Annotated in this window: 23 protein-coding genes and 1 pseudogene; 10 read left to right on the top strand and 14 right to left on the bottom strand. The window is 61.0% G+C overall.

The window, feature by feature from the left end; translation table 11 throughout:
• Nucleotides 1-12: 12 nt before the first annotated feature.
• Genes AB7783_RS22400 through tsaB form a run of 3 tightly spaced genes read right to left on the bottom strand, consistent with a single transcriptional unit; the run spans nt 13 to nt 1688 of the window.
• On the bottom strand, nt 13-465 hold the full coding sequence (locus tag AB7783_RS22400; protein WP_068730031.1) for a Fur family transcriptional regulator: 453 nt from the start codon (nt 463-465) through the stop codon (nt 13-15).
• Between the two features lie 42 nt (nt 466-507).
• Nucleotides 508-993, bottom strand: coding sequence for a ribosomal protein S18-alanine N-acetyltransferase (rimI, locus tag AB7783_RS22395; protein WP_089263687.1), 486 nt, complete (start codon nt 991-993; stop codon nt 508-510).
• Nucleotides 993-1688 carry a tRNA (adenosine(37)-N6)-threonylcarbamoyltransferase complex dimerization subunit type 1 TsaB gene (gene tsaB / locus AB7783_RS22390; protein ID WP_441278838.1) on the bottom strand — a complete coding sequence of 232 codons (696 nt, stop codon included), beginning with the start codon at nt 1686-1688 and terminating at the stop codon, nt 993-995. The genes rimI and tsaB overlap by 1 nt, the downstream gene beginning before the upstream one ends.
• Before the next feature lie 380 nt (nt 1689-2068).
• Here tsaB and AB7783_RS22385 point away from each other — a divergent pair, with 380 nt between their 5' ends.
• Entirely contained in the window at nt 2069-3748 is a 1680-nt protein-coding gene (locus AB7783_RS22385; protein ID WP_441278837.1) for a methyl-accepting chemotaxis protein, read from the top strand.
• A gap of 74 nt (nt 3749-3822) precedes the next feature.
• On the opposite strand, the gene AB7783_RS22380 is transcribed toward AB7783_RS22385, so the two are convergent.
• The 4 genes from AB7783_RS22380 to murJ all read right to left on the bottom strand — a co-directional run bounded on the left by AB7783_RS22380 (nt 3823) and on the right by murJ (nt 7874).
• Entirely contained in the window at nt 3823-4392 is a 570-nt protein-coding gene (locus AB7783_RS22380; RefSeq protein WP_089263329.1) for a NifU family protein, read from the bottom strand.
• 136 nt (nt 4393-4528) lie between these two features.
• Nucleotides 4529-5023 carry a universal stress protein gene (locus AB7783_RS22375; protein WP_089263331.1) on the bottom strand — a complete coding sequence of 165 codons (495 nt, stop codon included), beginning with the start codon at nt 5021-5023 and terminating at the stop codon, nt 4529-4531.
• 156 nt (nt 5024-5179) lie between these two features.
• On the bottom strand, nt 5180-6232 hold the full coding sequence (trpS, locus tag AB7783_RS22370; RefSeq protein WP_093757729.1) for a tryptophan--tRNA ligase: 1053 nt from the start codon (nt 6230-6232) through the stop codon (nt 5180-5182).
• Between the two features lie 88 nt (nt 6233-6320).
• Nucleotides 6321-7874, bottom strand: a complete 1554-nt coding sequence (gene murJ / locus AB7783_RS22365; protein ID WP_441278836.1) for a murein biosynthesis integral membrane protein MurJ — start codon at nt 7872-7874, stop codon at nt 6321-6323.
• Between the two features lie 160 nt (nt 7875-8034).
• Here murJ and AB7783_RS22360 point away from each other — a divergent pair, with 160 nt between their 5' ends.
• Nucleotides 8035-9036 (top strand): adenosine kinase, encoded by a 1002-nt coding sequence (locus AB7783_RS22360; RefSeq protein WP_441278835.1) that lies wholly within the window; start codon nt 8035-8037, stop codon nt 9034-9036.
• A gap of 162 nt (nt 9037-9198) precedes the next feature.
• Here AB7783_RS22360 and AB7783_RS22355 read toward each other — a convergent pair whose 3' ends face one another.
• A complete protein-coding gene (locus tag AB7783_RS22355) occupies nt 9199-10383 on the bottom strand; it encodes a serine hydrolase domain-containing protein (protein ID WP_441278834.1) in 1185 nt (394 codons plus the stop codon).
• Nucleotides 10384-10657: 274 nt separating this feature from the next.
• Between AB7783_RS22355 and AB7783_RS22350 the strand changes: the two genes are divergently transcribed.
• Nucleotides 10658-10987 carry a hypothetical protein gene (locus AB7783_RS22350; protein ID WP_093757725.1) on the top strand — a complete coding sequence of 110 codons (330 nt, stop codon included), beginning with the start codon at nt 10658-10660 and terminating at the stop codon, nt 10985-10987.
• 155 nt (nt 10988-11142) lie between these two features.
• Nucleotides 11143-12633 carry an NAD-dependent succinate-semialdehyde dehydrogenase gene (locus AB7783_RS22345; RefSeq protein WP_089263343.1) on the top strand — a complete coding sequence of 497 codons (1491 nt, stop codon included), beginning with the start codon at nt 11143-11145 and terminating at the stop codon, nt 12631-12633.
• A gap of 113 nt (nt 12634-12746) precedes the next feature.
• Here AB7783_RS22345 and AB7783_RS22340 read toward each other — a convergent pair whose 3' ends face one another.
• Nucleotides 12747-12959: a hypothetical protein gene (locus tag AB7783_RS22340; protein ID WP_089263345.1), complete on the bottom strand. Its 213-nt coding sequence runs from the start codon at nt 12957-12959 to the stop codon at nt 12747-12749.
• A gap of 277 nt (nt 12960-13236) precedes the next feature.
• Here AB7783_RS22340 and AB7783_RS22335 point away from each other — a divergent pair, with 277 nt between their 5' ends.
• The 4 genes from AB7783_RS22335 to AB7783_RS22320 all read left to right on the top strand — a co-directional run bounded on the left by AB7783_RS22335 (nt 13237) and on the right by AB7783_RS22320 (nt 18841).
• On the top strand, nt 13237-13593 hold the full coding sequence (locus AB7783_RS22335) for a hypothetical protein (RefSeq protein WP_441278833.1): 357 nt from the start codon (nt 13237-13239) through the stop codon (nt 13591-13593).
• Nucleotides 13594-13651: 58 nt separating this feature from the next.
• Entirely contained in the window at nt 13652-14002 is a 351-nt protein-coding gene (locus tag AB7783_RS22330; protein WP_139285799.1) for a hypothetical protein, read from the top strand.
• Nucleotides 14003-14474: 472 nt separating this feature from the next.
• Nucleotides 14475-15665 (top strand): efflux RND transporter periplasmic adaptor subunit, encoded by a 1191-nt coding sequence (locus AB7783_RS22325; protein WP_441278832.1) that lies wholly within the window; start codon nt 14475-14477, stop codon nt 15663-15665.
• An 8-nt stretch (nt 15666-15673) separates the two neighbouring features.
• Nucleotides 15674-18841 carry an efflux RND transporter permease subunit gene (locus tag AB7783_RS22320; protein WP_441278831.1) on the top strand — a complete coding sequence of 1056 codons (3168 nt, stop codon included), beginning with the start codon at nt 15674-15676 and terminating at the stop codon, nt 18839-18841.
• Between the two features lie 42 nt (nt 18842-18883).
• Here AB7783_RS22320 and AB7783_RS22315 read toward each other — a convergent pair whose 3' ends face one another.
• The 5 genes from AB7783_RS22315 to AB7783_RS22295 all read right to left on the bottom strand — a co-directional run bounded on the left by AB7783_RS22315 (nt 18884) and on the right by AB7783_RS22295 (nt 24846).
• A complete protein-coding gene (locus tag AB7783_RS22315) occupies nt 18884-21076 on the bottom strand; it encodes an SLC26A/SulP transporter family protein (RefSeq protein WP_441278830.1) in 2193 nt (730 codons plus the stop codon).
• A gap of 174 nt (nt 21077-21250) precedes the next feature.
• Entirely contained in the window at nt 21251-22168 is a 918-nt protein-coding gene (locus AB7783_RS22310) for a phosphoribosylaminoimidazolesuccinocarboxamide synthase (RefSeq protein WP_441278829.1), read from the bottom strand.
• A gap of 66 nt (nt 22169-22234) precedes the next feature.
• The gene (locus tag AB7783_RS22305; RefSeq protein WP_441278828.1) at nt 22235-23152 is read right to left on the bottom strand and encodes a pirin family protein; all 918 of its coding nucleotides are present in this window, start codon (nt 23150-23152) and stop codon (nt 22235-22237) included.
• A 105-nt stretch (nt 23153-23257) separates the two neighbouring features.
• Nucleotides 23258-23860, bottom strand: coding sequence for a 3-keto-disaccharide hydrolase (locus AB7783_RS22300; RefSeq protein WP_441278827.1), 603 nt, complete (start codon nt 23858-23860; stop codon nt 23258-23260).
• Between the two features lie 65 nt (nt 23861-23925).
• A complete protein-coding gene (locus AB7783_RS22295; protein WP_441278826.1) occupies nt 23926-24846 on the bottom strand; it encodes a LysR substrate-binding domain-containing protein in 921 nt (306 codons plus the stop codon).
• A gap of 72 nt (nt 24847-24918) precedes the next feature.
• Here AB7783_RS22295 and AB7783_RS22290 point away from each other — a divergent pair.
• Both AB7783_RS22290 and AB7783_RS22285 read left to right on the top strand, forming a co-directional pair.
• A pseudogene (locus AB7783_RS22290) lies at nt 24919-25194 on the top strand (DUF1127 domain-containing protein); the annotation flags it as partial.
• Between the two features lie 96 nt (nt 25195-25290).
• On the top strand, nt 25291-25578 hold the full coding sequence (locus AB7783_RS22285; RefSeq protein ID WP_244628685.1) for a DUF1330 domain-containing protein: 288 nt from the start codon (nt 25291-25293) through the stop codon (nt 25576-25578).
• Nucleotides 25579-25584: the final 6 nt, after the last annotated feature.

The raw sequence follows: 25584 nt of genomic DNA, 5'->3' as shown, positions 1-25584 counted from the left end.
TGGTTGATTCGCTCACTTGGTGGTTTTGTCCTCGTCGAGCGGCACGCAGTACAGCTCCAGCCGGTGATCGACCAGCTTGTAACCGAGCTTCGCGGCGACTTCAGCCTGCAATTTCTCGATTTCTTCAGACGTGAATTCGATGACGGTCCCGTCACGCAAGTTGATCAGATGATCGTGATGGCTGTCACGCATCGTCTCGTAGCGCGCGCGGCCTTCGCGAAAATCGTGACGCTCGATGATGCCGGCGTCTTCGAACAGCTTCACAGTGCGATACACCGTCGAGATCGAGATCTTGTCATCCACCGCAACGCAGCGGCGATACAGTTCCTCGACATCGGGATGATCGTCGGCTTCCGCCAGAACGCGCGCAATCACGCGGCGCTGCTCCGTCATGCGCATGCCGGTCGCGGCGCAGCGCGCCTCGATACCAGCAGACTTCATCGCAGATGATTTCAGTGCAGTCATGATCCGAGTCCTATCGTAGCTTCTTTTGCCACTCCGCAGGCCTCAGGACAAGTCGCGCCGCATCACCAACGCATTCAATTCCGCTCCATCCGCTTCCTTGTAGTAGCGTTCCCGGCGTCCCGCGACTGCGAAGCCGGTTCTGTCATAAAGCCGCCGCGCGGGTAGATTGTTTTCCTCGACTTCGAGGAATACGGTACGCACGCCGCGACCGGCCAGATGGCCGAGATGGGTGAGAAACAGATCGCGCGACAGGCCGCGACCGCGATGACCCGGCGACACCGCAATGGAGAGAATCTCGGCTTCATCGGCGGCGATTCGTGAAACAGCGAAGCCGACGAGGCGGCCGCGCAGTTTGAGCCGATGTACGAGGGTGTTTTGTTCGCGCAGCATCTGCTCGAATTCCCCGGCACCCCAGCCGCGATGGAAGGACGCGGCATGCAACTGCGCGAGTTGTCGCGCGTCGCGCAACGTCGCGGGCTCGACCACAGCATTGCCGCGGCTGAACAGGCGCAGCCACCAGGCCGGCATCATGATGCGGCTAGTGCGGCCTGCTGCATCAGGCTGCTTTGCGGCTTGGCATCGGGTGCGCGCAGATAATAGGGACGCGCCAGCGCGGTCTCCGGGTTCACGGCGGCACCGAGCCATGCCACCCATGAGATTTCGGGAGCAGGTTGCATATCGACGCGCAGCGGCGCCGGTGCATCGGACGGCCAGCGCGTGGCCAGGATCTCTGCGGCATTGCCGACCAGATACGGTGCGCCGAACTGCGCGGCCTCAAGGGCCCCGTCGATGGGGATGACGCCCGGCCGCACCAGCGAGGTGCCGTTACCGCTGACGACCTGGAAATAGACATGGTCATGCCGCGCATCGATGGCGGCGATGACAGGCGCATCCATGTTCTCACTGACGACGGGTGCCGCATAGGCCGTCAGTGTGGTGATGCCGACCACGGGCTTGCTGGCCGCCAGGCCAATGCCGCGCGCCGCCGAGAGGCCGACGCGCAGGCCGGTGAAGCTGCCCGGTCCGGTGGTGACGGCGATGCGGTCGAGATCGGCGAAGGCAATGCCGGAATCCGCTATGACGCGCCCGAGCAGCGGCATCAGCGCTTCGGCGTGACCGCGCTTCATCGGCATGGACTCATGCGCAATGAGCTTGCTGGTGCGGGTGTCGAGCACACCTGCGGCGCAGGCGTCGAGGGCGGTATCAATGGCGAGGATCAGCATGATGGGGTGACGCTACCACGGCTTGCGAGGGTTTGCGCCTGCCACTCGCAGAATATCGCTCCACGCGCAATGGTGCTGTGATTCGCGTTGCTGCCGGAGATGGGGCGGCAGCTTTAGCGTGCATCCACTACTCGCTTTCTCATAAAGATATTTCACAAGATACGATAGCGAGATCATGAAAGTTCCCGTGAGCGAAATGCGCCCGTGGACAGCTTCAGTTTCGCTCTGGCTAAAAGCTTCACTTAATAAATTCTTCGGAGATCGATGAGATAAGCATACCGTTCGGGAAGCGACATTTCGCGGATGCGCGTGGCTTTCATGCGGGCTGAAATTATTCGTCTGATTTTTTGAATACGATTATATTTATGGGAGGCGATTCGATGCTGCATTGGTTGAGCAGTTCAGGGGCGCGCGAGGGGCTGGCCCTGGCGGCAGCGATCAAAAAATCGCAAGCGGTGATCGAGTTCAGCGCTGACGGCACGATCCTTGGAGCCAATCAAAACTTCCTGTCCGCCCTTGGATATACGCTGGAAGAAATCGTCGGCAAGAACCACAGCATGTTCGTGACGCCGGAGATGAAGAGCAGCGCGGAATATCGCACGTTCTGGAACAACCTCAATCGCGGCGAGTACCAGGCCGGCGAGTTCAAGCGTCTCGGCAAAGGTGGCAAGGAAGTCTGGATCCAAGGTTCCTACAACCCGATCCTTGGGAATGATGGCAAGCCCCTGAAAATCGTCAAGTTTGCCATGGATACAACTGCAGTGAAAATCCGCAGTATGGACGATGCCGGCAAGATCGCAGCCATCGGTCGTTCGCAGGCTGTCATCGAGTTCAAGCTCGATGGGACGATTGTCACGGCCAATGACTTGTTCTTGAATGTCTTGGGTTACAATCTCGCGGAAATCGAAGGCAAACATCACAGCATGTTTGTCGATTCTGCAACTCGCGACGGCGCGGCCTATCGCGAATTCTGGGCCAGCCTCAATCGTGGTGAATATCAGGCCGCCGAATACAAGCGGATCGGCAAGAACGGCAAAGAGGTCTGGATTCTCGCGACCTACAATCCAATCCTTGATGAGACAGGCCGGCCAATCAAGGTAGTCAAGTTCGCGTCAGACGTTACCGAACAGAAGCTGCGCACGGCGAATTTCTCAGGTCAGATCGAGGCCATCGGCAAGTCGCAGGCCGTGATCGAATTTAGCATGGATGGCATCGTTCTCAGCGCCAATGAGAATTTTCTGGGCGTGCTCGGTTACGCGCTCTCGGAAATACAGGGCAAGCACCACAGCATGTTCGTTGTGCCGAGTGAGCGCGACGGTGCCGACTATCGCGAATTCTGGGCGGCGCTCAAGCGGGGTAATTACCAGGCGGCGGAGTACCAGCGGATCGGTAAGGGCGGCAAACAAGTCTGGATACAGGCTTCGTACAATCCGATCCTCGACCTCAATGGCAAGCCCTACAAGGTCGTGAAGTATGCCACCGACACCACGGCGCAGGTGATCGCGCGCATGAAGAGCGAACGCGTCCGCGCGATGATGGAATCGGTCGCCGCTGGTGCTGAGGAACTGAACGCGTCGGTGCGCGAAATCTCTGAGGCCATGATGAAATCAAAGACCACGGCGATGTCTGCGGTGGGCAAGGTCGAGTTGGCGGACGATCAAGCGCAGCGTCTCAGCACGGCAGCGCAGGCGATGAGTGGGATCGTCGAGCTGATCGGCAACATCACCGGGCAAATCAATCTGTTGGCGCTGAATGCCACCATCGAATCGGCGCGTGCCGGTGAAGCCGGTCGTGGCTTTGCGGTCGTTGCATCGGAGGTGAAAAATCTGGCCAACCAGGCCAAGCAGGCGACCGATAAGATCGCCAGCGAGATCGGCAGCCTCAATGGCATTTCGAGCGATGTGGTCGACGCGCTGAGCGCGATCAAGCAGGAGATCCAGAACGTCAGCGAATATGTCACCGCAACGGCGGCTGCCGTCGAAGAGCAGAGCACGGTGACGAACGAAATGTCATCGAGCATGCAGCGGGCCGCAGAAGAAGCCGCAAGTATCGGCCGCTAAACGAAGGCTGGTTCCAGAAACGAAAATGCCCGGGATTGTCCCGGGCATTTTTATGTGTCGCGGTGCGACCGAACTTACATCGGGCGGACTTCGACAACGTCCGGCACGAAGTGCTTCAGCAGGTTCTGTATGCCGTGCTGCAGGGTCGCTGTCGATGACGGGCAGCCGGCGCACGACCCCTTCATGTTCAGATAAACGATGCCGTCCTTGAAGCCGCGGAAAGTAATGTCGCCGCCGTCATTCGCAACAGCCGGGCGCACGCGGGTCTCGATCAGGTCCTTGATCGTATCGACCGTCTCGGCGTCTTCCTCGTTGAAGAATTCGGCCTCGTCGTCGGAGATCACGTCGCCGCTCACGCTGCCGTCGGCCATCAGCGGCGCGCCGGACATGTAGTGCTCCATGATGGCGCCGAGGATCGCCGGCTTGAGGTGCTGCCAGTCGCTGTCGTCCTTGGTCACGGTGACGAAGTCGGAGCCGTAGAACACTGACGTGACGCCCTTCACGGCGAACAGCTTTTCGGCCAGCGGCGAACGCGTTGCGGCTTCCGGCGAGGTGAATTCCATGGTGCCGCTGTCGAGCACGTCGCGGCCGGGAATGAACTTCAGCGTGGCGGGATTGGGGGTAGCTTCGGTCTGGATGAACATCGGTCTCTCCTGCGTCGCCGGTTCAAGGCCGGCGCGTGAGTATCCCCTAGCAGATGGCGACGAAAAACGCACGGTCAAGGCATGAAATTGCCGAATTCGGCCTATTTCGCAGTCCCTTAGCGGTTCGGCAGGTTGCTTACGACAGCGCGTCGATGTCGAGGTCGCTCAGGGCGCCCGACACGATAACGACCGGCACCGGGAAAGAGCCGACCAGCTTGGCCATCATGGTGACGATCGGACCGGGACCCTCCGCGCCGGCCGATGCAGCCAGCACCAGCATGGAAATGTCGACGTCCTTGTCGATCACGTCGAGGATTTGCTCGGTGGGATCACCCTCGCGGATCACGCGTTCAGGGGTGATGGCAGCGATGCCATTGGCACGGCCCGAGGCGCGGTCCAGCGCGGCATTGGCGCCTTCTTCCGCTTCGGCCTTCATGACGTCGGCAACGCCGAGCCATTGCTGGTTGCGATCTTCGGTGTCGATGATGCGCAGCATTACCACGCCGCCACCGACACGAATGGCCCAGCGACTGGCGTAATACACTGCGCGGTCCCATTCCTCGCTGTCATCGACGACCACGAGGCATTTCGGCTTGTGGCCGCTTTCATAACTACGTCGCTGGGTGCTCATGCATGTCCCGATGCTGTGGCGCTTCTGATGCGCCAGAATGTGAGCGGCTTGGCAATCGTGTCATGCTGCCACGGCGCAGCGGCGTTCGACAAGCGCGACGCGAGGATGGCTTGCGTCGCGTCGATTGTGGCGGAGAAAAGGAATGCGATAGCGAAATTACCGCTTGTGGACGAAGCCGATGATGTCCTTCACGGACTTGATGGTTTCGGCAGCGATGACACCTGCGCGTTCACCGCCATCGGCCAGAACCTGATCGACATAGGTCAGATCGGATGTCGTCAGCCGCTTCATCTCGCCGGCGATAGGCGACAGTTTTTCGACAGCGAGATCGACGAGGCTCGATTTGAAGCCCGAAAACTGCGCGCCGCCGAATTCTGTGAGAATGTCAGCCTTCGACCGATTGGACAGTGCCGCATAGATGCCGACGAGATTATCGGCCTCGGGACGCGGCTCCAGGCCCTTCTCTTCCGACGGCAATGGTTCCGGATCGGTCTTCGCCTTGCGGATCTTCTGCGCGATCGTGTCTGCATCGTCCGTGAGGTTGATGCGCGAATTGTCTGACGCGTCCGACTTCGACATCTTCTTGGTGCCGTCGCGCAGGCTCATCACCCGAGTCGCCGGTCCGGTGATGACAGGCTCCGGCATCGGGAAGTAAGGGCCGTCATGCCCTTGCGCTGCGATGGATTCGGAGAAGTCGTTGTTGAACTTCTGCGAGATGTCGCGGCACAGTTCGAGATGCTGCTTCTGGTCCTCGCCGACCGGAACGTGCGTGGCGCGATACAGCAGAATGTCCGCAGCCATCAGCACCGGATAGTCGTAGAGACCCACGGACGCGTTTTCGCGGTCCTTGCCGGCCTTTTCCTTGAACTGGGTCATGCGGTTCAGCCAGCCGAGGCGGGCGACGCAGTTGAAGATCCAGGCCAGCTCGGCATGGCCGGACACCTGGCTCTGGTTGAAGATGATCTGCTTCTTCGGATCGATACCCGAGGCGATGAAGGCCGCAGTCACTTCACGGGTGTTGCGGCGCAATTCATCGGGCCCGCCCCAAACGGAGATCGGCACGGTGACGGCATGCATATCGACCACGCAGTAGATGCAATTATGCGTCTCCTGCAGTTTGACGAAATTCACGATCGCGCCGAGATAGTTGCCGAGGTGCAGATTGCCCGTCGGCTGGACGCCCGAAAAAACCCGTTGAGTAAAAGCCATCGTCTAGTTCCTGTGCGCCCGTGGTGGAATGCGGGCCAAGGGGCGTGACTTGCCATAGGCGCCGGGCGGCGTCCATTGCCAATCTGCCCTAGCCGGCCGCCGGTGATCGCTTCAGGGCGCCGCGGACTTCGGCCCAGCGCACGGCGCCGGAGAGGGTGAGCAGTGCTGCGTAGATTACCAGCCCGCCAACGATCAGGAGGCCGAGCAAGCTCGCTCGTACCAGGCCGTGGGCCTGTGCCGTCCAGGGCAAGACAAGATGCGCGGCGAGCCATAGCAGGCCGCCCATGGCCAGCGAGGACAGGACAATGATCGGCAGTCGGCGTCTTGCATCATGGTCGGGCGAGAAGCCGAAAGCTGCTGCGCTCCGGACGATCAAAAAGATCGCGCTGCCCCACGCCGCCAGAGCGATCGCCGCCGCGATGCCGCTCGTACCGAATGGCCTATTCAAAACCAGTGCGAAGATGATTGCGATTACCAAACCGACGAGCGTCGCCAGCAGCGGCGTCGTCGTGTCCTCGTGTGCGAAGAAGGTGGGCGACAGAGCTTTCACGAGCACCTGAGCGGGCAGGCCCAAGGCCAGCCATATCAGCGCGCTTGCAGTCGAGACCGTGTCGCTCGCGCCGAACGCGCCGTGTTGAAACAGACACTGCACGATGAGATGGCTCAATATCATCAGTCCGAGCGTAGCAGGCAATGCGAGACCGATCGCGAGTTCAAACCCGCGCGATTCCGCCTGCGCGATGGCGGCTTGATCGTCTGATCGCACGGCGCGCGTCAATGCGGGGACCAGCACCGTGCCCATGGCCGTGCCGACGATGCCGAGCGGCAGTTCAATCAGGCGGTTCGCGAAATACAGCCACGACACGGCAGCCGGAGTCGTCGATGCGATGATTGCGCCGGTGACGACGAGAAGCTGCGGCCCGGAATTGGCGACCATGCCAGGCAACGCCTTGCGGAAGAAGCCGCGCATCTCGCCATCGAGCGACAGCCGCAAAGGCGCCGCCAGATTTCCGCCAGATTTCCGCAAGATCAGCATCAGCAATTGCAGCAGCCCGGCAATGCCCACAGTGGCCGCCATGGCCATAGCGGCAGTGTCTGGCTCTTGCCGCCACACTAGCAGTAGGGCCATGACGGCGATCAGGGCGATGTTGAACAGCAGCGGCGAAAATGCGGTCAATGCAAAGCGTTGTTGCGCGTTCAGCAGTCCCATCATGACAGTGACGGGGCCGGCAAAGGCCAGATAGGGCAGCATCAATCGCGCATTGTCGACGGCGAGTTGCAACGTCGGCTGGCCGACGAAACCCGGGGCAAGCATTGCGATCACGAGCGGCATCGCAAAACCGATCAGGATCGTCGCGACGATCAGCGCAACGCTGATGGTGCCGAGCACACGACCTGCAAAAGCTGCGGCTGCGACGGTGCCCTGCGTCGTCTGGATGCGCAGCCAGGCCGGAATCAGCGCCGCATTCAGCGCGCCCTCGGTGAGCAACCGCCGGATCACGTTGACCAGCTGAAACGCGACCAGAAAAGCATCCGCGATCGGGCCTGCACCGAGCAGCGCAGCCACCATTGCGTCGCGGGCAAAGCCCAGCAACCGCGACGCCAAAGTGCCCGTGGAAACGGTCAGGATGGAACGGATCATAGAACCATCGTAAGGGGCTGTCCTTGCTGGCGCGGGGCAGAACGTGATAGTCGCTGCAGCCATCAAACCGGCCTTTACCGACGGCTCAACTTGGGCGACCGCGAGACGAGTTGAAACGGATTTTCAGCCTCATCGCAATTGCCGCAACGGGATATTCTTAATGACCTCAGCAAAATATGACGTGCTCGGAATCGGCAACGCGATTTTCGATGTGCTGGTGCAGGCCGACGACAAGTTTCTCGCCGCGCATGAGATGACCAAGGGCGGTATGGCGCTGATCGACGAAGCCCGCGCCGCTGCGATCTACAAGGCGATGGGCCCTGCCACCGAAATGTCCGGCGGTTCGGCCGCCAATACCATCGTCGGCCTCGCCAGCCTCGGCGCCCGCGCGGCCTATGTCGGCAAGGTCAAGGATGACCAGATCGGCACGCTCTATACCCACGACATCCGTGCGGCCGGCGTTGCGTTCGACACCAAACCCGCCACCGGCGGTCCGGCCACCGGCTGTTCCTACATCCTGGTGACGCCCGATGGCGAGCGCACCATGAACACCTATCTCGGTGCTGCGCAGGATCTGACGCCCGACGATATTGACGCCGCTGCGGTCGCGGCCTCGTCGATCGTCTATCTCGAAGGTTATTTGTGGGATCCCGCCAGCGCCAAGGAAGCCTTCGTGAAGGCCTCGAAGATCGCCCATGACGCCAAGCGTCAGGTCGCATTGACGCTGTCGGACGCGTTCTGCGTTCGTCGTTATCGTGCCGAGTTTCTCGACCTGATGCGGTCCGGCACCGTCGATCTCATCTTCGCGAACGAGGCCGAACTGACCTCGCTTTACGAAACCACGGATTTCGATGCGGCGCTCAAGCAGCTCGGCCAGGACACCAAGCTCGGCGTCGTCACCCGCAGCGAGAAGGGCTGTGTCGTGACATCGAGCGATGGCGTCGTTGCAGTGCCTGCACACAAGATCGAGAAGCTCGTCGATACCACCGGTGCAGGCGATCTGTTCGCGGCGGGCTTCCTGTTCGGCCTGGTGCGCAACGCCGGGTATGAGAATGCCGGCAAGCTCGGCGCGATGGCCGCCGCTGAGGTCATCCAGCATATCGGCGCGCGTCCCCAGGTTTCGCTGAAGGACCTGGCGGGCAAGAACGGGTTGCCGGTTTAAGACTGCATTTCTTGGGTTTTCTTCTCTGTCGTAATGCCTGGCCAGCGCGAAGCGAGCTTCGCTAGGTGTGCCGGGCATCCACGTCTTGGCAAGAGAGGAAAGTCGTGGATGGCCGGGTCAAGCCCGGCCATGACGTGGTGAGAGATTAGCGCATCGCGGCTCTCACGCCGCCTTCTTCGCACCCAGCCCCGCATAAACGGCGCGTTCGAAATCCGAAAATACCTTCAAACAAGTCGAATCCGCAAATGGTAGCACCTGCATCATGATGACGCCGGTGACGTCGCGCACCGGATCGATCCAGTAATAGGTGTTGGCGAGGCCGGCCCAGGCAAGGCTGCCGGCGCTGCGGCCTTCGGCTGACTGCGCCGTATTGATCATGAAGCTGAGCCCGTATTTCTTGTCGATGCCCGGAAGGAAGTCGACATTGTTACTGGCGGTCGGCACTGCTGAAGCCATCGGCGTCATGTTGAGTTCGCCGATGTGGTTTTGGCTCATCAGCGCGACGGTCTCTGGCTTTAATATCCGATTGCCGTTGCCGGTCCCGTTATTCAGCATCATTTGCGTAAACTTGATGTAGTCGGGGGCGGTGCCATAGAGCCCCCCGCCACCGGCGAAGAATTCCGGATCCTGTTTGATCTCGAACGGGATCGGGGTCAATGCACCGTCGGCGCCGCGGCTGTGCATGGCAACAAGGCGCTTGCGCTGGTCGCCGCCAATCACGAAGGCGGTGTCGGTCATCCCAAGCGGCGCCAGCAAATGGTTCTGGAAATAGGCGTCAAGGCCTTCGCCGCTGACGGCCTCGACGACCTTGCCCACGAAGTCGATATTGGTGCCGTATTCCCAGCGGGTCCCGGGATCGCGCATGATCGGCACCTTCATGGCCGCGTTCAGTCCGGAGCGAAACGGCGGAATGCCGGTTGTCTCGAGATAGCGCACCATGTCGCCGTTCCACATGTCGTAGCAGAAACCGGCGGTGTGGGTCAGCAGATGCCGCAAGGTGATCGGTTGGCGCGGCGGACGTAGTTTCGGAGCGCCTTCGCTGTCGAAGCCATCCAGCACCTGCGTCTCCGCGAGGTCCTGAAGCACGGTCGCCAGCGGTGCATCCAGCGTCAATTTGTCCCGCTCCACCAGCTGCATCGCTGCAGCTGCCGTGATCGCCTTAGTCATGGAGGCGATCCAGAACACGCTGTCCGGTGTGATGGTGGTATCCTTGGATGCGTCGCGCTTGCCGAACGCCCCTTGGTAAATGATCTCGTTCCGCGTCGCAGCCATCGCCACGGCACCGGGAATCGCACCTGTTTCGCTGGCTTGCTGCAGAATCCGGTCAATCTCGACTTGAACTGACATCCGTTTCCTCTCCGATTTTCTTTGATCTTACCGATTTCCGGCGTGGACATTCAACTTGGGCGCGAGGTCGTCGGTCTCGCGGATGTGATTACATTTGCGCTGGTTTTAGCATCTGAGGGGAACCATATCGGGCATGGGAGCGAGTTCGATCGCGCCTTGGAACGAAATTGGTGCAGCTGTGTTCAAAAAATGACGTGAACGTCAAAGCGCCTTCCGACACTAATCCGTAAGACCATGAGTAACACGTGCAGCGTGTCAGCTGCGGAGACCGACGATGATCGCGAACTGGACCGACTGGAAACATTATCCCCGCGCTTCCCGTGGCGAGAGCATCGAGGCCCCGATCGGTCCAGGAATTTTCGAAGTTCGCGTGGCGCAGACCGGCGCCCTGTTCGCTTTCGATGCGGCTGAAAATCTGGCGCAGGCGCTGGCGAAGATTTCGGCCCCGCCCAAATCGTTTATTTCCTGGTTCGGTCGCAGCGACGCAGCGATGCTGCCGGAGCTGGAATACCGCACCTTCTCCACGACCACCCGTGCGAACGCCCGCATCGCTTTCGAGCGAATGATCGATCGGCGCGAGACCTATATGCGCGGCGCGGCCTGATCGGGCTTGCGACGCTCTGCGACTGTTGAATTCGGGCGTTAAATACCCCCTGCGGGCGATAGCTGCCATTCGCCGCCAAGGGGCGCTTTCGGGCCTATACTCCTCTACAAGTCCGCGGCTATACGTTCGCGACACTTTCCGCAGGAGAACCGCCCATGTCACCGACCTCAGCCGCACGCCAGTCCACCGCCCCCTCGCTGCGCGACCGCCTCAAGGACCCCTCGCTGCTGCGCGACAAGTGCTACATCGACGGCGCCTGGGTCGGCACGGGCGAGACCTCGGTGACCAATCCGGTCAATGAGATTGAAATTGCCAAGGTGCCCAATATGGGCGCCAAGGAAACGACGCAGGCTGTCGAGGCCGCCGAAAAGGCGTTTCCGGCCTGGGCCAAGTTCACCGCCAAGCAGCGCTCCAACATCCTTCGCAAGTGGTTCGAGCTGATCATCGCCAACCGCGAGGATCTCGCGCTGATCCTGACCACCGAGCAGGGCAAGCCGCTGGCCGAAGCGCTGGGCGAGGTCGATATCGGCGCCGCCTATATCGAATTCTTCGCTGAGGAAGCCCGCCGCGTCTATGGCGAGACCATCCCGACCCAGCGTGCCGATGCACGCCTGTTGGCGATCAAGCAGCCGATCGGCGTTTGCGGCGCCATCACGCCGTGGAATTTCCCGAACTCGATGATCACCCGCAAGGTGTCGCCGGCGCTGGCCGCCGGTTGCACCGTGGTGATCAAGCCTGCCAACGAGACGCCGCTGTCGGCGCTCGCGCTGGCCGAACTCGCCGAGCGTGCCGGCGTGCCGAAGGGTGTGCTGAACATCATCACCGGCGACGCATCGGCGATCGGCCTCGTGCTCTGCGAACATCCTGCGGTGCGCTTCGTCGGCTTCACCGGCTCCACCAATGTCGGCAAGATCCTCTACAGGCAGGCTTCGGTCGGTGTGAAGAAGCTCGGCCTTGAACTCGGCGGCAATGCGCCCTTCGTGGTGTTCGACGATGCCGACATCGACGCCGCCGTCGAGGGCGCGATCGTGTCGAAGTATCGCAACATGGGCCAGACCTGTGTCTGCGCCAATCGCCTCTACGCTCAGGACGCCATCTACGATCAGTTCGTCGAGAAGCTGGCGAAGAAGGTTGCGGCCATGAAGGTCGGCGACGGCACCGAGCAAGGCATCACCCAAGGCCCGCTGATCAACGAAAAGGCGATCGAGAAAGTCGAGCGTCACATCGCTGATGCCGTGAAGGGCGGCGCAAGGATCGTCACCGGCGGCAAGCGCCATGCGCTCGGTGGTACGTTCTTCGAGCCGACGGTGCTCGCCAATGTGAAGTCGGATGCGCTGGTCTCGCAGGAAGAAACCTTCGGCCCGCTGGCGCCGGTGTTCCGTTTCAAGGACGAAGCCGACGTCATCGCCATGTGCAACGCCTCGCCGTTCGGTCTGGCATCGTACTTCTATTCGCGTGATCTCGGCCGTGTCTGGCGTGTTGCGGAAGCGCTGGAGTCCGGCATGGTCGGCGTTAATACCGGCCTCATCACCACCGAAGTCGCTCCGTTCGGTGGTGTGAAGGAGTCGGGTTTGGGCCGCGAAGGCTCGCATCACGGCATGGAAGAATATGTCGAGATCAAATACATCATGATGTCAGGGATCTGAGGCGTCACCTCCGACCCAATTAAAATTCATTATGCGTCATGCCCGGCCAGCGCGAAGCAAGCTTCGCTAGATGTGCCGGGCATTTGCATTTGGGCTGGCCGAGCCAGCGTCGCTCAGTAGCAGCGACGGACGCGCACGCCATTGACCCAGACGGTGCGGCACGCGACCGCCACCGGGCGGCGCACCACCGCGGCGCCACGATAGCCGGCGCAGCCGGCACGGTAAACGCCGCGTGCGCAGACGACGGCGTTGGCGTCGGTGGCTTCAAACGTCATTGTCGTGCCGAATGCGAGAACGGCTGCAACCATCATTAAGAAAGTACGCATGGTGATCTCCCGGCTGTGTTGGTTGGCAAAACAAACGAAGAAAGGTTCGTGGGCTTCAGTAGGCGGAATTAAGAACGATCAAATGAGAAGTGGCTTCACGCGCAAAGAGTAGTTCGCAGGAGACGCAAAGGCTGAGTGGTCAATGAGAAATCTTGCGACGCCGCCTTGCGTCTCGATCCGACAGAACTTTTATTCAATCTCGTAAATACAAATCCTTGCCGACCAGAAACATGCGACGTGATGATTTCGCCCGGTGTTGATCTCAACAGGAGAAAGCATGTCGGATTTCAGAACCAGGTGGCTTACTTTTTACGGTCGACATATCGAGCCCGCTTCAAAGGAAATATTCAGTCACGTCGAAAAGATGGTGATCGGCACTTTGATCATCTCGGCCGGGGCGCATGTGTCGAGCAATGAGTCCCTGATCGTCCTGTTTGGATATTTGCGCCACGGTCTTGTCGGTCGCGGTGTCATGCTGTTCGGAATTGTTTTGTTGCTGCTGAATTTCCTCGATGGCCTCTACAAGCTCGCAAAGTTGGAATGGCACGTGGCGCTTCAGATCATCATGTCGCTCTGTTACGTCATTCTGTCTGTCCGGTTGATCCAGTTGATTTTGGCCTTCCGTGGAGAGTGATCCCGCCTATTGCCGGGCGCATCGTGTTCATCGTTGAGCGAATGGCGCAAGAACGCTGGTGCAAGCCGGCGAAAGTGATGCGCTGTTGCTGGCCAGGCATTGCACGATGCGGCCGCCACCAGGCGCTATGCCGCCGCAGAGCGATCTGATGTCGCCACCGCATGCTGATCTCATCACGAGCAATTCTTCGCGTGGCCGCATCGGCCGCAGCACGATGGCTGCAGGAGCAGCGGCGGCGGCAGGCGTAGCGGTTGTGGCTGCCGCAGCAGGTGGCGGGGCTGTGCTTTTCACTGCCGCCTTTGGTGCGGCAGTGGCGGGCGCGGGCTTGGTAGCCGGTGGTGTTGCTTCTGTCTTGGGCGCTGCAGCAGGCGTTGGCGCGGTGGCCTTCGGTGCCGCAGTTGGCGCCTGAACTGCGCGCACCGCGCCCGCACATCCCGCAGAAAGACTAGCCATGTTCTTTTGCAGGCATTGCAGCGAGGCTTCTCCACCAGGAGGAACGCTTGAGCAATGCGCGATGTAATCCGAGCGACACTGCGTCTTGATCGCGTCACGCTGCGCCTGGCTCGGCGCTTGCGCAAAGGTGGGGCTCGCGATTGCGATTAGAATGATAGTAGCCATCGATACGCGATATCGCGCGGCCAAGCCGAACATGAAATTCATCGCTGAAATCCTCGTTGCTACCGCCCGGTTAGTCAGGGCAACTGCGTAAAATCTTCAAGAAGCGTGAGTTCTGAAAGGCATTCGCAAAACAACTTCGGTCCGACATCATTTTACGGTTTCGGTTTCACTACAAGTGGATTGTTGCTATTGATGCGGGCGGCTGTCGTTTTTGGCCAAGGTTTTTTTGAGAGTCTTTTGATTGAGGCAGGACAATGCGATTTATGCGCGCCTGTTCATCTGGACCGAAAGATCGCATTGAGCAGCTGCAGCATGTCCCCGCTATACGCGCTGCCGGCGTTGTGCTGACGAGCATCTTTTTAAGTGCCTGCGAGCAAAACACTTTCGTGCCGCCACCGCCGCCGAAAGTTGAGGTGGCGGTTCCTGTGCAGCGCGGCATCACGCGCTTTCTCGAAGCGACAGGCAATACAGCACCGATCAAGAATGTCGATCTCGTGGCGCGCGTTCAGGGCGTTCTGCAGTCGATCAACTATCAGGACGGCTCCTTCGTCAAGCAAGGCACCACGCTGTTCACGATCGAGCCTGAGACATACCAGTTGAAGCTGGAACAGGCGCAGGCTGCGGAAGCCGGTGCGCAGGCGTCTGCAAAGCAGGCGGAAGCGGATTTCAAACGCCAGTCGGACCTCGTATCCCGCCAGGTTGTTGCGCAGTCAACGCTCGAGCAGTCGACGGCGACACGAGAGAATTCACAAGCCAATCTGCAGCAGGCGCAAGTCAACACCAAGATCGCGGCCGTCAATTACGGCTATACGAATGTCATTGCGCCGTTTGACGGCATCGTCAGCGCACATCTGGTGTCGGTTGGCGAACTGGTCGGTGTGGCGTCGCCGACCCAGCTTGCGACGATCGTGCAGCTCGATCCGATTTATGTGAATTTCAACGTCAACGAACAGGACGTTCTGCGCATCCGGGATGAAGCCCGGCGACGCGGGCTGACGGTGAACGATCTCAGGCAGCTGCCGATCGAGATCGGACTGCAGACCGAGACTGGTTTTCCGCACAAGGGCCAGATCGACTACATCTCGCCGACCATCAACCAGTCGACGGGTACGCTGCCGGTGCGAGGTGTTCTGCCAAATCCGGATCGCATCCTGTTGCCGGGTTTTTATGTTCGCGTGCGCGTGCCTATCGACCAGCAGGACAACGCCCTGCTGGTGCCGGATGTATCGCTCGGCAGCGATCAGGCCGGGCGTTATGTGCTGGTCGTGAATGGCGACAATGTCATCGAGCAGCGCAAGGTCGTCACCGGCCCGCTGGAAGGTGAGCTTCGCGTAATTGAAAGCGGTCTGAAGCCGGATGATCGCGTCGTCATTGCAGGCCTGCTGCGTGCCATTCCGGGGCAGAAGGTCGATCCGCAACTGAGAAAGATCGAAGCGCCGACCCCGACCAAATAGGACAGGCCATGATTTCGAAGTTCTTCATCGAGCGGCCGGTCCTGTCCAATGTCATCGCGTTGCTGATGATCCTGATCGGCGGCGTCTCGCTCTATGGCCTCGCAGTCGCACAATATCCGGACGTGGTGCCGCCGACCGTCCAGGTGACGACGCGCTATCCCGGCGCCAGCGCCAAGACCATCGTCGACACGGTGGCGCTGCCGATCGAGCAGCAGGTGAATGGCGTCGAGGACATGCTCTATATGCAGTCCTACAGCGCAGCGGATGGCACCTATTCACTTACGGTCACGTTCAAGATCGGTACCGATCTGAATTTTGCGCAGGTGTTGGTGCAGAACCGCGTATCGAGCGCGCTGTCGTCGCTGCCGACCGCCGTGCAGAATCAGGGCGTGACCGTTCAGAAGAAATCGACGGCAATCCTGTTGTTCGTGACACTGACGTCGCCCAAATCGACCTATGACAGCCTGTTTCTGAGCAATTACGCCACGATCAACATCCGGGACGAGCTGTCGCGTCTGTCGGGGGTCGGCAATGTGACGGTGTTCGGCGCCGGCCAGTATTCGATGCGGATATGGCTGGATCCGAGCAAGCTGCAAGTGCGCGGGCTGATGCCGCAGGATATCATCCAGTCCATCCAGCAGCAGAGCCAGCAGGTTTCTGCGGGGCAGATCGGCATGCCGCCGACGCCCGCGGGGCAGGCCTTCCAGTACACACTGAACATCAACGGGCGGCTGGATGATCCCAGCGAATTCGAGGACATCATCGTCAAGACCGGCGACAATGGCGATGTCACGCGGGTCCGTGACGTCGGACGCGTCGAATTGGGTGCGCAGACCTACAGTCAGATCTTCTCACTCAATCAGAAGCCGGCCGTTGGCATCGGTGTGTTCCAGTCGCCGGGCGCCAATGCGCTCGAGGTGGAGAAAGCTGTCGAGAAGAAGATGGCCGCGCTGGCCACGCAATTTCCCGACGACATCAAATACGATACGCCCTTCGACACCACGGAATTCGTCCAGGCATCGATCAACGAGGTCTACAAGACGCTCCTCGAGGCCGGTCTGCTTGTGCTGGTGGTCATCCTGATCTTCCTGCAAGACTGGCGCGCGATGCTGGTGCCGGCGACGACGGTGCCGGTGACGATCATCGGCGCCTTTGCGGCCATGGCGGCGCTCGGTTTCACGATCAATCTGTCGACCCTGTTCGCCATCGTTCTGGCGATCGGCATCGTCGTCGATGACGCCATCGTGGTCGTCGAAGGCGCGGCCTACAATATCGAGCAGGGCATGTCCGGCCATGACGCGGCGATCAGCGCGATGGACAAGCTGTTCGCCCCGATCATCGGCATCACGCTGGTGCTGATTTCGGTGTTCCTGCCGGCGGCATTCCTGCCCGGGCTGACGGGGCGCATGTATGCGCAATTTGCACTGGTTATCGCGGCCACGGCGCTGCTCAGCGCCGTCAATGCGGCCACGCTGAAGCCGACACAATGCGCATTGTGGCTGCGCCGCCCGGTGCCTCCGGAGAAGCGCAATTTTTTCTATCGTGGGTTCAACAGGGTCTACGACCGGCTCGAACGGGGCTATGCCGCCTTGATCGGTCGTATGGTCGCGCACAGCAATCTCTCGGTTGTCCTGGCATTAATCCTGATCGGTATTGGTGGTTACGGCCTGTCCCGGATTCCCACTGGCTTCATCCCGATCGAGGATCAAGGCTATCTGCTGGTCGCAGTTCAGTTGCCCGATGGCGCCGCGCTGGACCGGACGCAGCGTGTGCTCGATCGGGTCAGCGAATTGGCTGCGAAGACGCCAGCGGTGGAGCAGGTGGTTACCATTGCCGGCATCTCCGCGCTCGACAGCAGCTCCAGCCTGGCCAATGCCGGTGTCGCCTATCTGATCCTGAAAGAATGGAGCGAGCGCGGACCGGGACAGGATCTTCGTTCGCTGTTCGTTGGATTGAACGAGAGCCTGTCGGTGATTCCAGAGGCGCGCATTCTGGTGATCCCGCCGCCTCCCATTCAGGGCATCGGCAATGCGGCGGGCTTCGCCATGCAGATCGAACTGCGCGATGGCAATGCCGATTACAGCAAGCTGCAAGCGATCACCGGCGCGATTGTAGCTAATGCAGAGACGCAGAGTGCTTTGCAGCGCGTCAGTTCGCCGTTCCGGTCGATGGTGCCGCAATTCGATATCGAGATCGACCGCATCAAGACCCAGACCCTACATGTCACGACGGATCAGGTGTTCTCAACCCTGTCGTCCTATCTGGGCTCGTCCTTCGTCAACCAGTTCAACAAGTTTGGCCGCACCTTTCAGGTCTACACACAAGCAGATGCCAAATTCCGGCTGACTGCCCGGGACATCGAGAACCTGATGGTCCGCAACCAGCAGGGCAACATGGTCCCGCTTGGCACCGTGGCGAAGATTACGCCTGCCGTGGGGCCGTCGCTGATCAGTCTCTACAATCTCTATCCGACGGCGACGGTGATCGGCCTGCCAGCACAGGGCTACAGCTCCGGGCAGTCCATGGCATTGATGGAGCAGATCGCAGCGAAGACTCTGCCTCCGGGAACGGGCTTCGAATGGACGGCGATGTCGTATCAGGAAAAGATCGTCGGCAATCAGCTCTATTATGTGTTCGGTCTAGCGCTGCTGCTCGTCTATCTGGTGCTCGCGGGACAGTATGAAAGCTGGTACGCGCCGATTTCGGTGATCCTGGCCGTGCCGCTGTCGCTGCTTGGCCCGATGGCGGTACTGACCGCGCTGCGGATCGAGAACAATCTCTACACCCAGATCGGCATTATCCTTTTGATCGCGCTGTCAGCGAAGAACGCGATCCTGATCGTCGAGGTGGCGATCGAGCTGCATGTGCATGATCGCAAGCCACTACTGGAGTCGGCGGTCGCAGCTGCACGTGCGCGATTCAGGCCGATTCTGATGACGTCCTTCGCCTTCATTCTCGGCGTGCTGCCGCTGGTGCTCGCGACCGGCGCCGGCGCCAACGCCCGCAAGTCGATCGGCATCACCGTATTCTCGGGCATGCTCGCCTCGACCTGCCTTGCCGTCCTGTTCGTTCCGACCTTTTTTGTCGTTGTCCAAAGGTGGGAGAACTGGCGCGCCAGCCGCAAGGCAACGAAACCTGCCAATTCGGCCGTCGGTGTCGGCGGCTCTAACTCGTAGACGATCGCGACGTCCGTTTCAGATGCGCTATGTCGGCTATTCTTACCTTCGCAGCACCGCGATCATCCGGCTCGCAAAAGCCAGCCTCTCCGCCATCACAGACACGAAATAAGTCAGCAGTTTCTGGCTCAATGCCGGATGGTTCTGCTTGATGTCCTCGAAGGCGTCGGCGCGCAGCAGATACAGCACGCTCGCGATCTCTGCCTGGATGGTGGCGCTGCGCGGTGCATAGGCGACAAGGCCCATTTCGCCCACCGTCGTGTAACGCCCGAGGCTGCGCACCCGCGTCAGCTTGCCATCGCCCGCCGGCACCATGATGCCGAGTCGGCCGTCCAGAATGAAGTGCATGGAATCGGCAGCGTCGCCAGCCTGAACGATGATCTCGCCGGCAACGACCTCGACGCGCTGGCAGCGTCGCATCAGTTCTTCGGAATCGTCGGCGGTGCGCAGGATCTTGGTGAACCAGTCGCGCAAGTTGGCTTCTTCTTCCGCGAGTCCACGATGCCGCGCGATCACCTCGTTCTCGCACCACTCCAGCGCGTGATCGAGTTCGCCCATGACCTTGACGGCGTCATCGATGAACAGGCTGGCGCGCAAATTGCGATTGGCTGAGGGATGAAGATTGGCGAGCACCAGCGTGGTGCCGTGGCCTTCGGCGATGCGCTTGATCTGGGCGAAGCTGTGGGCGGCCGACGAATCGATGCCCGTCACCAGCTTGAAGTCGAAGACGAGATAGCGGCACTCGGGATGACGGCGCAGCAGCGCCTTGACATGCAGATAGAGCCGGTTGGCCGAGCCGAAGAACAAATAGCTCTGCAGGTTAAGGCCTTGGATTTCGCGGCCATGCGCCGCCAGCGTACGCTGATCCTCAAGTGATCGATCGAGCGAACTGCGATATTCGGAGCCATCGAAACCGTATTTGATCGAGGATACCCGCGATACGCTGAGCGCAAAGGTGGCGCAGCCGATCACGATGCCGATCAGCACGCCGGCCACGAACCCCCATGTGAGAATAATGATGATGATTGCCAACAGCGACAGGTAGTCGAGCAGCGACAGCCGCTTGCGGGAGTCGACGATCCAGCGATGAAGTTGCTCCAAGCCGAGATACAGCAATAGGCCGCCGAGCACGAAGCGCGGCATATAGGCCAGCAGCGCGGGGTCGACGACGAGCATCAGCGCAGCTGCCGCCGCGACGGTGAGGCCCGAAAGCCGCCCCGTGGCACCGCTGTTGCGATTCAGGAGCGAACGACTGATCGAGATGCAGCCGGCATAGCCTCCCAGTACCCCGGCCAGGATATTGGCCGCCCCGGTCGCATTGAGCTCGCGTTCGATATCGGCTTCCCGATGTGCGGCGACTTCGAGGCCCGTCGTATTGAACAGGGTACTCACGGCCGTCACGAAGATCACAGCGATGAAATTGCCGATGAGTCCGGGGAGCGCCTGCCATGGGTATCCGTCGCTGAAGAACGCCCAGGGCAAGGTCAGGCTGGCTTTCGGCGGCGATGCGAACGTCCAGCCGATTGCCTGGGCCTCGATTACCGATACGCCTGAGATCCGGAAGACGAGATGCGCAGCTATGACGCTCCCGAGAAGAATCATCGGCAGGCCTAGTGGCTTACGGGACCGATGCCAGGTCGCATAGATGGTCAGTGCCACGGCTGTGGCGGCCAGCAATTCGTAGAGCGTCATCGGATTGGCGAGTTTTGCCAGGTTCGCCCATTGCAGCTTGTGGCCGGTGATCACCTGAAAGGCGCCGGCGACAATCAGGCTGGCGGTGGCTCCGAGAAAGCCGCCGATGACCGGATATGGCACATAGCGGATCGCGCGTCCCATGCGGGTAACGCCGAAGCCGCACAGCACGATGCCGGTGATAATCGTGGCCGAGGACAGGGTGATGAGTACCGGGCCGAGCAAGGCAGACGGTGCATCGGCCGTGACGATGTGCTCGACCAGGGCTGCCGCCAGGATGGCGGTGACGGCCGCAGTAGAGCTCTCGGGGCCGGCGACCGCGAAGGGAAACGAACTGCCGAGCGCGATCACGGCGGCGATGACGCTTGCAGAGATGAAGGTCGCGGCGATGCCGTAGGGCAGCAGCGAGGCCAGCGGCCCGGTGAAGATCAGCACCGAATAGGACAGGCCGAAGCTGATGGTGAGGACGCTGGCGATCAGGCCGCCGAACACGTCATTACGCCAGGTGTGCAACACGCCCGGACTGACAAGGGAGTCAGCCATGGGCGGCCACTTTCAAAGCGAAGAGGATGCTGGAGGCGGGCCGGAAGTATGTCACGCGCGAACCTGTAGGAGCGCTGCGCGACAGGCGCAACCGCCGCCGTCTCTGGTAGACGACGGTGAGATGTACGGACAAGACTATTTTTATGACAGTCCGCGGGAAAGACGGTCAGTTTGTTAGTTGATGACCAGCTCCGTGCCGGTCAGGCGGCGATAGGCCTCCAAATAGCGCTTGCTGGTGGCGTCGATCACCTCAGGGGGCAGCGGCGGCGGCGGGGCTTCACCGTTCCAGCGGCCGGCCCGGCGCTCGATGTCGAGATAGTCGCGCAGCGGCTGCTTGTCGAAGCTCGGCTGTGGCTGGCCCGGTCTATAGACATCGGCGGCCCAGAAACGGGAGCTGTCCGGGGTCATCACCTCGTCGATCAGGATGATGCGGCCATTGCCTTCCCTGCCGAATTCGAACTTGGTGTCGCCGATGATGATGCCGGCCTCGCGGGCGATCTCTTCACCCTGGGTGTAGACGGCGCGCGTCATGCTCTCGAGGGTGAAGGCATCCTCCTCGCCGATAATCTCGCGCATCCTGGCGATGGTGATGTTTTCGTCATGGCCGGTCTCGGCCTTGGTCGCCGGGCTGAACACCGGTTCGGCGAATTTCTGGCTTTCGAGCAGCCCCGCTTCCAGCTTCTCGCCGGCCAGCGTGCCTGACGCGGCATATTCCTTCCAGGCCGAACCGGAAATGTAACCGCGAATCACGCACTCGATCGGAAACACGGTGGTGCGCCGGCACAGCATGGCGCGACCGGCCAAGGCGGCGCGGTGACCTGCCAGAGCCGGCACCTGCCTGATGATCTCGTCAGCATCGGCCGAGATCATGTGATGCGGGACCACGCCGCCAAGCTGGTTGAACCACCAGGCGCTGATCTGGGTCAGTACCGCGCCCTTCATCGGGATGGTCTCGTTCATGACAACGTCGAAGGCGCTGATGCGGTCGGTGGTCAGCAGCAGCACGCGGTCGTCGCCGACGGCATAGATATCGCGCACCTTGCCGCGACCGATCTTAGGGAGGGGCAGGTCGCTGGTGGCCATCGTGGTCATGTCAGGGTCTTTCGAAAGCAGAGTCGTCCGGCGTCTGGCCGGCGGCGGTATGATGAAGGAGTGAGTCTATTCCGGCAGCGGTATGAATTCGTGTTCGTTGGGCACATGGGCGAAGCGGCCGGTCTTCCAGTCCTCTTTCGCCTGCTCGATGCGCTCCTTGCTGGAGGACACGAAATTCCACCACAGGTGCCTCGGCCCTTCCAGCGCGTCGCCGCCGAGGAACATCATGCGGGTATTGCTGATAGCCTTGATGGTGATGGCATCGCCGGGCCGGAAAATCAGCAGTTGCGGCCCCTCATGGCGGTCGCCGGCGATCTCGATCTCGCCATCAACCACATAGACTGCACGTTCCTCATGGTCGGGATCGAGCGGCACGCTGGTGCCGGCGTCAACGGCCACTTCGGCATAGAACCATGGCGACACCATCGACACCGGCGACGCTTTGCCAAACGCCTTGCCGGCGATCACGCGTGCGGTGAAGCCCGTATCGGTGATGGTGGGCAGGCTGTCCGCGGCATAATGCTGGAACGACGGCGCGATTTCCTCGGAGCCTTTGGGCAATGCGATCCAGCTCTGCAGACCAAGCATCTTCTGGCCGTCGCGGCGTTGCACATCCGGGGTGCGCTCGGAATGGGCGATGCCCTTTCCGGCGGTCATCAGATTCATGGCACCCGGCTGGATCTCGCGGACATTGCCCTCGCTGTCGCGATGCATGATCGCGCCGTCGAACAGATAGGTGACGGTGGCGAGACCGATATGCGGATGCGGTCGCACATCCATGCCCTTGCCGGAGATGAACTGCATTGGGCCGAAATGATCGAAGAAGATGAACGGGCCGACCATCTGGCGCTTGCCGTGGGGCAGGGCGCGGCGGACGAGAAAACCGTCGCCGAGATCGCGGGTGCGCGGCACGATTACCAGCTCCAGCGCGTCACAGGTCTGGGCGTCGCCGAGGATCGGATCTTCTGATGGTTGCCAGCTCATGAGGGGCTCCGTGGGGTTGGAGCCATCATAGCAGCATTTGGCGGGGCGGGTAAAAGGGGCTCAGCCCGGATGGATCGCTCCGTCCGGACTGAGGAATGGCTGTGCTTACAGCGGCTTGATCTGGACCTTGCGGAATTTCACCACGCCGGAGCCGTATTGCAGGGCGATCGGGCCAACGGCGTGCTTGGTGTCCTCGACGTCGACGGTCTTTTCGCCGTTCAGGATCACCGTGAGCTTCGGGCCCTTCGCCGTGATCTCATAGGTGTTCCACTTGTCCGCCGCCTTGGGCATCGGATTGACCTTGGCCACGTCGACGATGGCGCCGGTGCCGTAGGACGGGTCGGGCCGCTTGTCGAAGATGTTGACCTCGTAGCAGGTCTTGCCGTCGATCACCTTCGGGTTATCGCAGCGGATGAAGATGCCGCTATTGGCTTCGGCATCGGTCCAGAACTCGGCCTTGATCTGGAAATCCTTGTAGGGCGTCTTGCTGACGAGATAAGCGAGATCCTTGCCGGAGAGCAGCTTGTCGGCGGCGAGCGCGCCGTCCTTCATCTCCCAATTGGCGTCGCCGACCTTGTCCCAGTCGCCCATCTTGGTGCTGTCGACCAGCGTGACCCAGCCATCAGACTGGCTCATGGCAGGCTGGATTGTCGTAAGAGCCGCAACGCCGATGACGAATCCGGCCGCAATCGCTGTAACGCGCAACATAAAGGTCTCCTCCCGTTTGCTTTTTATTGGCGTGACGTTAGCCACGGGCGAATGCGGTTGTAAATCTACTTCACATTGTGCGGTGCGCTAACGCTTGATGCCTTGCGCTTAGCTGCTGGGCCGCGGGTCGTTCGTTCGTCCAGCAGCACTTTTTGCATTGCTTGGACGTTCGGTGAAGCTGCGCCCTTGCGCCAGATCAGCACGGTCTCGGCGTGATTCTCGCCGCGTGGCAGGCGATGCACGGTGAGCCGCTTGCCCTCCGGGAATGTCGACAGCACGCTTTCCGGCAGCAGCGCGATGCCCATACCCGCGACTACGCAGCCGAGCATGGCGTGATAGGAGCCGAGTTCGATGGTGCGCTCGGGCATCTCGCCGCGCTTTGCATACCAGTCTTCCAGCCGCTTGCGATGCGGGCAGCCGTTCTCGAACACCAGTACCGAGCGTGGCGCGCTATCCTTGCGGCCGATCGGCGGATGGCGTGGCGACGACACGATCACCGGCTCCTCGTCGAACGCATGCATGCGGTCGAACGGCGCCGCGGCGATCGGCTCCGCCACGAAGGCGGCATCGAGATCGCCGGCGAGGATGCCCTTCGCGAGCGTCTCCGGATTGCCGATGCGCATTTCGAGCTGCACGCCGGGATAGCGGCGGTGAAATTCATGGAGCGGTCCGGGCAAGCGCACCGCTGCTGTGCTCTCCATGGCGCCGAGGCGGAAGACGCCCCGCGGCCGCGGGTCCTGCACCGCGTCGCGGGCCTCGTCGGCGAGCGCCAGCAGCCGGTCGGCATAGCCGAGCAGCGTTTGGCCCGCGGGCGTTAGATGCAGGCGCTTGCCTTCGCGCACGAACAGCGCCGTGCCGAGATCATCCTCAAGCTGACGCACCCGCGTCGTCACGTTGGACTGCACGCGGTGCAACCGCTCCGCGGCGCGCGTCACACCGCCTTCGCGCACAACGGCGCGGAAGATGCGCAGCTCGGACAGATCCATGCATCTCTCCATGAGATCGAAATGATCTTGATTATTCATTTTATGGGATGAAAAGCGCCGGGTAAACCCGTCATGGCCAACGTCACTCATAAGCGGAAAGGGGCGGACATGATCGACAATGAACCCGAACCGCACGCGCACGATCCGCGCTACCTGACGCCGCTGCAATGGACCGCGCTGAAGCGATCCATCATCCGGGGTATCCACGTCGAGCGTGGCCGGATGTTGCGTTCGGTTGCGATCGCCGTCGTCGCAGCCCTGCGTCACGGCTGGCGATGCCTGCGCGAGCGGCAACAGGCACGTGACCAACTACGCTCCATGAGCGATTACGAATTGCGCGATATCGGCGTGACCCGCGCCGGCATTGATGCCGTGATCCGCCACGGCAATGACGATGCGACGCAGGACGCGCCACAACGATCACATCAAAACTGGAGAGCCATGATGTCAAAAGCCTACTGGATTGTCCGCGTCTCAGTGCGCGACGAGAGCCGCTATCCGGACTATCTCGCCGCGGCCAAGCCGGCGTTCGACAAGTTCGGTGCACGGTTCATCGTGCGCGGCGGCGCCTTCGAAACCATGGAAGGCGTCGCCCGGGATCGCAATGTGGTGGTAGAATTCGCCGACCGCACGACCGCAACGGCCTGCTACCGTAGCCCGGAATACGAAACCGCCAGATCCATCCGGCAAAAATACGCCGAGGCCGATTTCATCATCATCGACGGCGCCTGATGTCCG

The sequence above is a fragment of the Tardiphaga sp. 172_B4_N1_3 genome (genome assembly GCF_052076035.1).
Taxonomy (GTDB): domain Bacteria; phylum Pseudomonadota; class Alphaproteobacteria; order Rhizobiales; family Xanthobacteraceae; genus Tardiphaga; species Tardiphaga robiniae.
The sequence above is the reverse complement of the archived record's forward strand: the minus strand, read 5'-3'. Positions and strand labels throughout refer to the sequence as shown.

Bases quoted from the DNA above. Each gene is read 5' to 3' on its own strand.
- AB7783_RS22400 (WP_068730031.1), bottom strand. From the start codon at position 465: ATGACTGCACTGAAATCATCTGCGATGAAGTCTGCTGGTATCGAGGCG.
- rimI (WP_089263687.1), bottom strand. From the start codon at position 993: ATGCCGGCCTGGTGGCTGCGCCTGTTCAGCCGCGGCAATGCTGTGGTC.
- tsaB (WP_441278838.1), bottom strand. From the start codon at position 1,688: ATGCTGATCCTCGCCATTGATACCGCCCTCGACGCCTGCGCCGCAGGT.
- AB7783_RS22385 (WP_441278837.1), top strand. From the start codon at position 2,069: ATGCTGCATTGGTTGAGCAGTTCAGGGGCGCGCGAGGGGCTGGCCCTG.
- AB7783_RS22380 (WP_089263329.1), bottom strand. From the start codon at position 4,392: ATGTTCATCCAGACCGAAGCTACCCCCAATCCCGCCACGCTGAAGTTC.
- AB7783_RS22375 (WP_089263331.1), bottom strand. From the start codon at position 5,023: ATGAGCACCCAGCGACGTAGTTATGAAAGCGGCCACAAGCCGAAATGC.
- trpS (WP_093757729.1), bottom strand. From the start codon at position 6,232: ATGGCTTTTACTCAACGGGTTTTTTCGGGCGTCCAGCCGACGGGCAAT.
- murJ (WP_441278836.1), bottom strand. From the start codon at position 7,874: ATGATCCGTTCCATCCTGACCGTTTCCACGGGCACTTTGGCGTCGCGG.
- AB7783_RS22360 (WP_441278835.1), top strand. From the start codon at position 8,035: ATGACCTCAGCAAAATATGACGTGCTCGGAATCGGCAACGCGATTTTC.
- AB7783_RS22355 (WP_441278834.1), bottom strand. From the start codon at position 10,383: ATGTCAGTTCAAGTCGAGATTGACCGGATTCTGCAGCAAGCCAGCGAA.
- AB7783_RS22350 (WP_093757725.1), top strand. From the start codon at position 10,658: ATGATCGCGAACTGGACCGACTGGAAACATTATCCCCGCGCTTCCCGT.
- AB7783_RS22345 (WP_089263343.1), top strand. From the start codon at position 11,143: ATGTCACCGACCTCAGCCGCACGCCAGTCCACCGCCCCCTCGCTGCGC.
- AB7783_RS22340 (WP_089263345.1), bottom strand. From the start codon at position 12,959: ATGCGTACTTTCTTAATGATGGTTGCAGCCGTTCTCGCATTCGGCACG.
- AB7783_RS22335 (WP_441278833.1), top strand. From the start codon at position 13,237: ATGTCGGATTTCAGAACCAGGTGGCTTACTTTTTACGGTCGACATATC.
- AB7783_RS22325 (WP_441278832.1), top strand. From the start codon at position 14,475: ATGCGCGCCTGTTCATCTGGACCGAAAGATCGCATTGAGCAGCTGCAG.
- AB7783_RS22320 (WP_441278831.1), top strand. From the start codon at position 15,674: ATGATTTCGAAGTTCTTCATCGAGCGGCCGGTCCTGTCCAATGTCATC.
- AB7783_RS22315 (WP_441278830.1), bottom strand. From the start codon at position 21,076: ATGGCTGACTCCCTTGTCAGTCCGGGCGTGTTGCACACCTGGCGTAAT.
- AB7783_RS22310 (WP_441278829.1), bottom strand. From the start codon at position 22,168: ATGACCACGATGGCCACCAGCGACCTGCCCCTCCCTAAGATCGGTCGC.
- AB7783_RS22305 (WP_441278828.1), bottom strand. From the start codon at position 23,152: ATGAGCTGGCAACCATCAGAAGATCCGATCCTCGGCGACGCCCAGACC.
- AB7783_RS22300 (WP_441278827.1), bottom strand. From the start codon at position 23,860: ATGTTGCGCGTTACAGCGATTGCGGCCGGATTCGTCATCGGCGTTGCG.
- AB7783_RS22295 (WP_441278826.1), bottom strand. From the start codon at position 24,846: ATGGATCTGTCCGAGCTGCGCATCTTCCGCGCCGTTGTGCGCGAAGGC.
- AB7783_RS22285 (WP_244628685.1), top strand. From the start codon at position 25,291: ATGTCAAAAGCCTACTGGATTGTCCGCGTCTCAGTGCGCGACGAGAGC.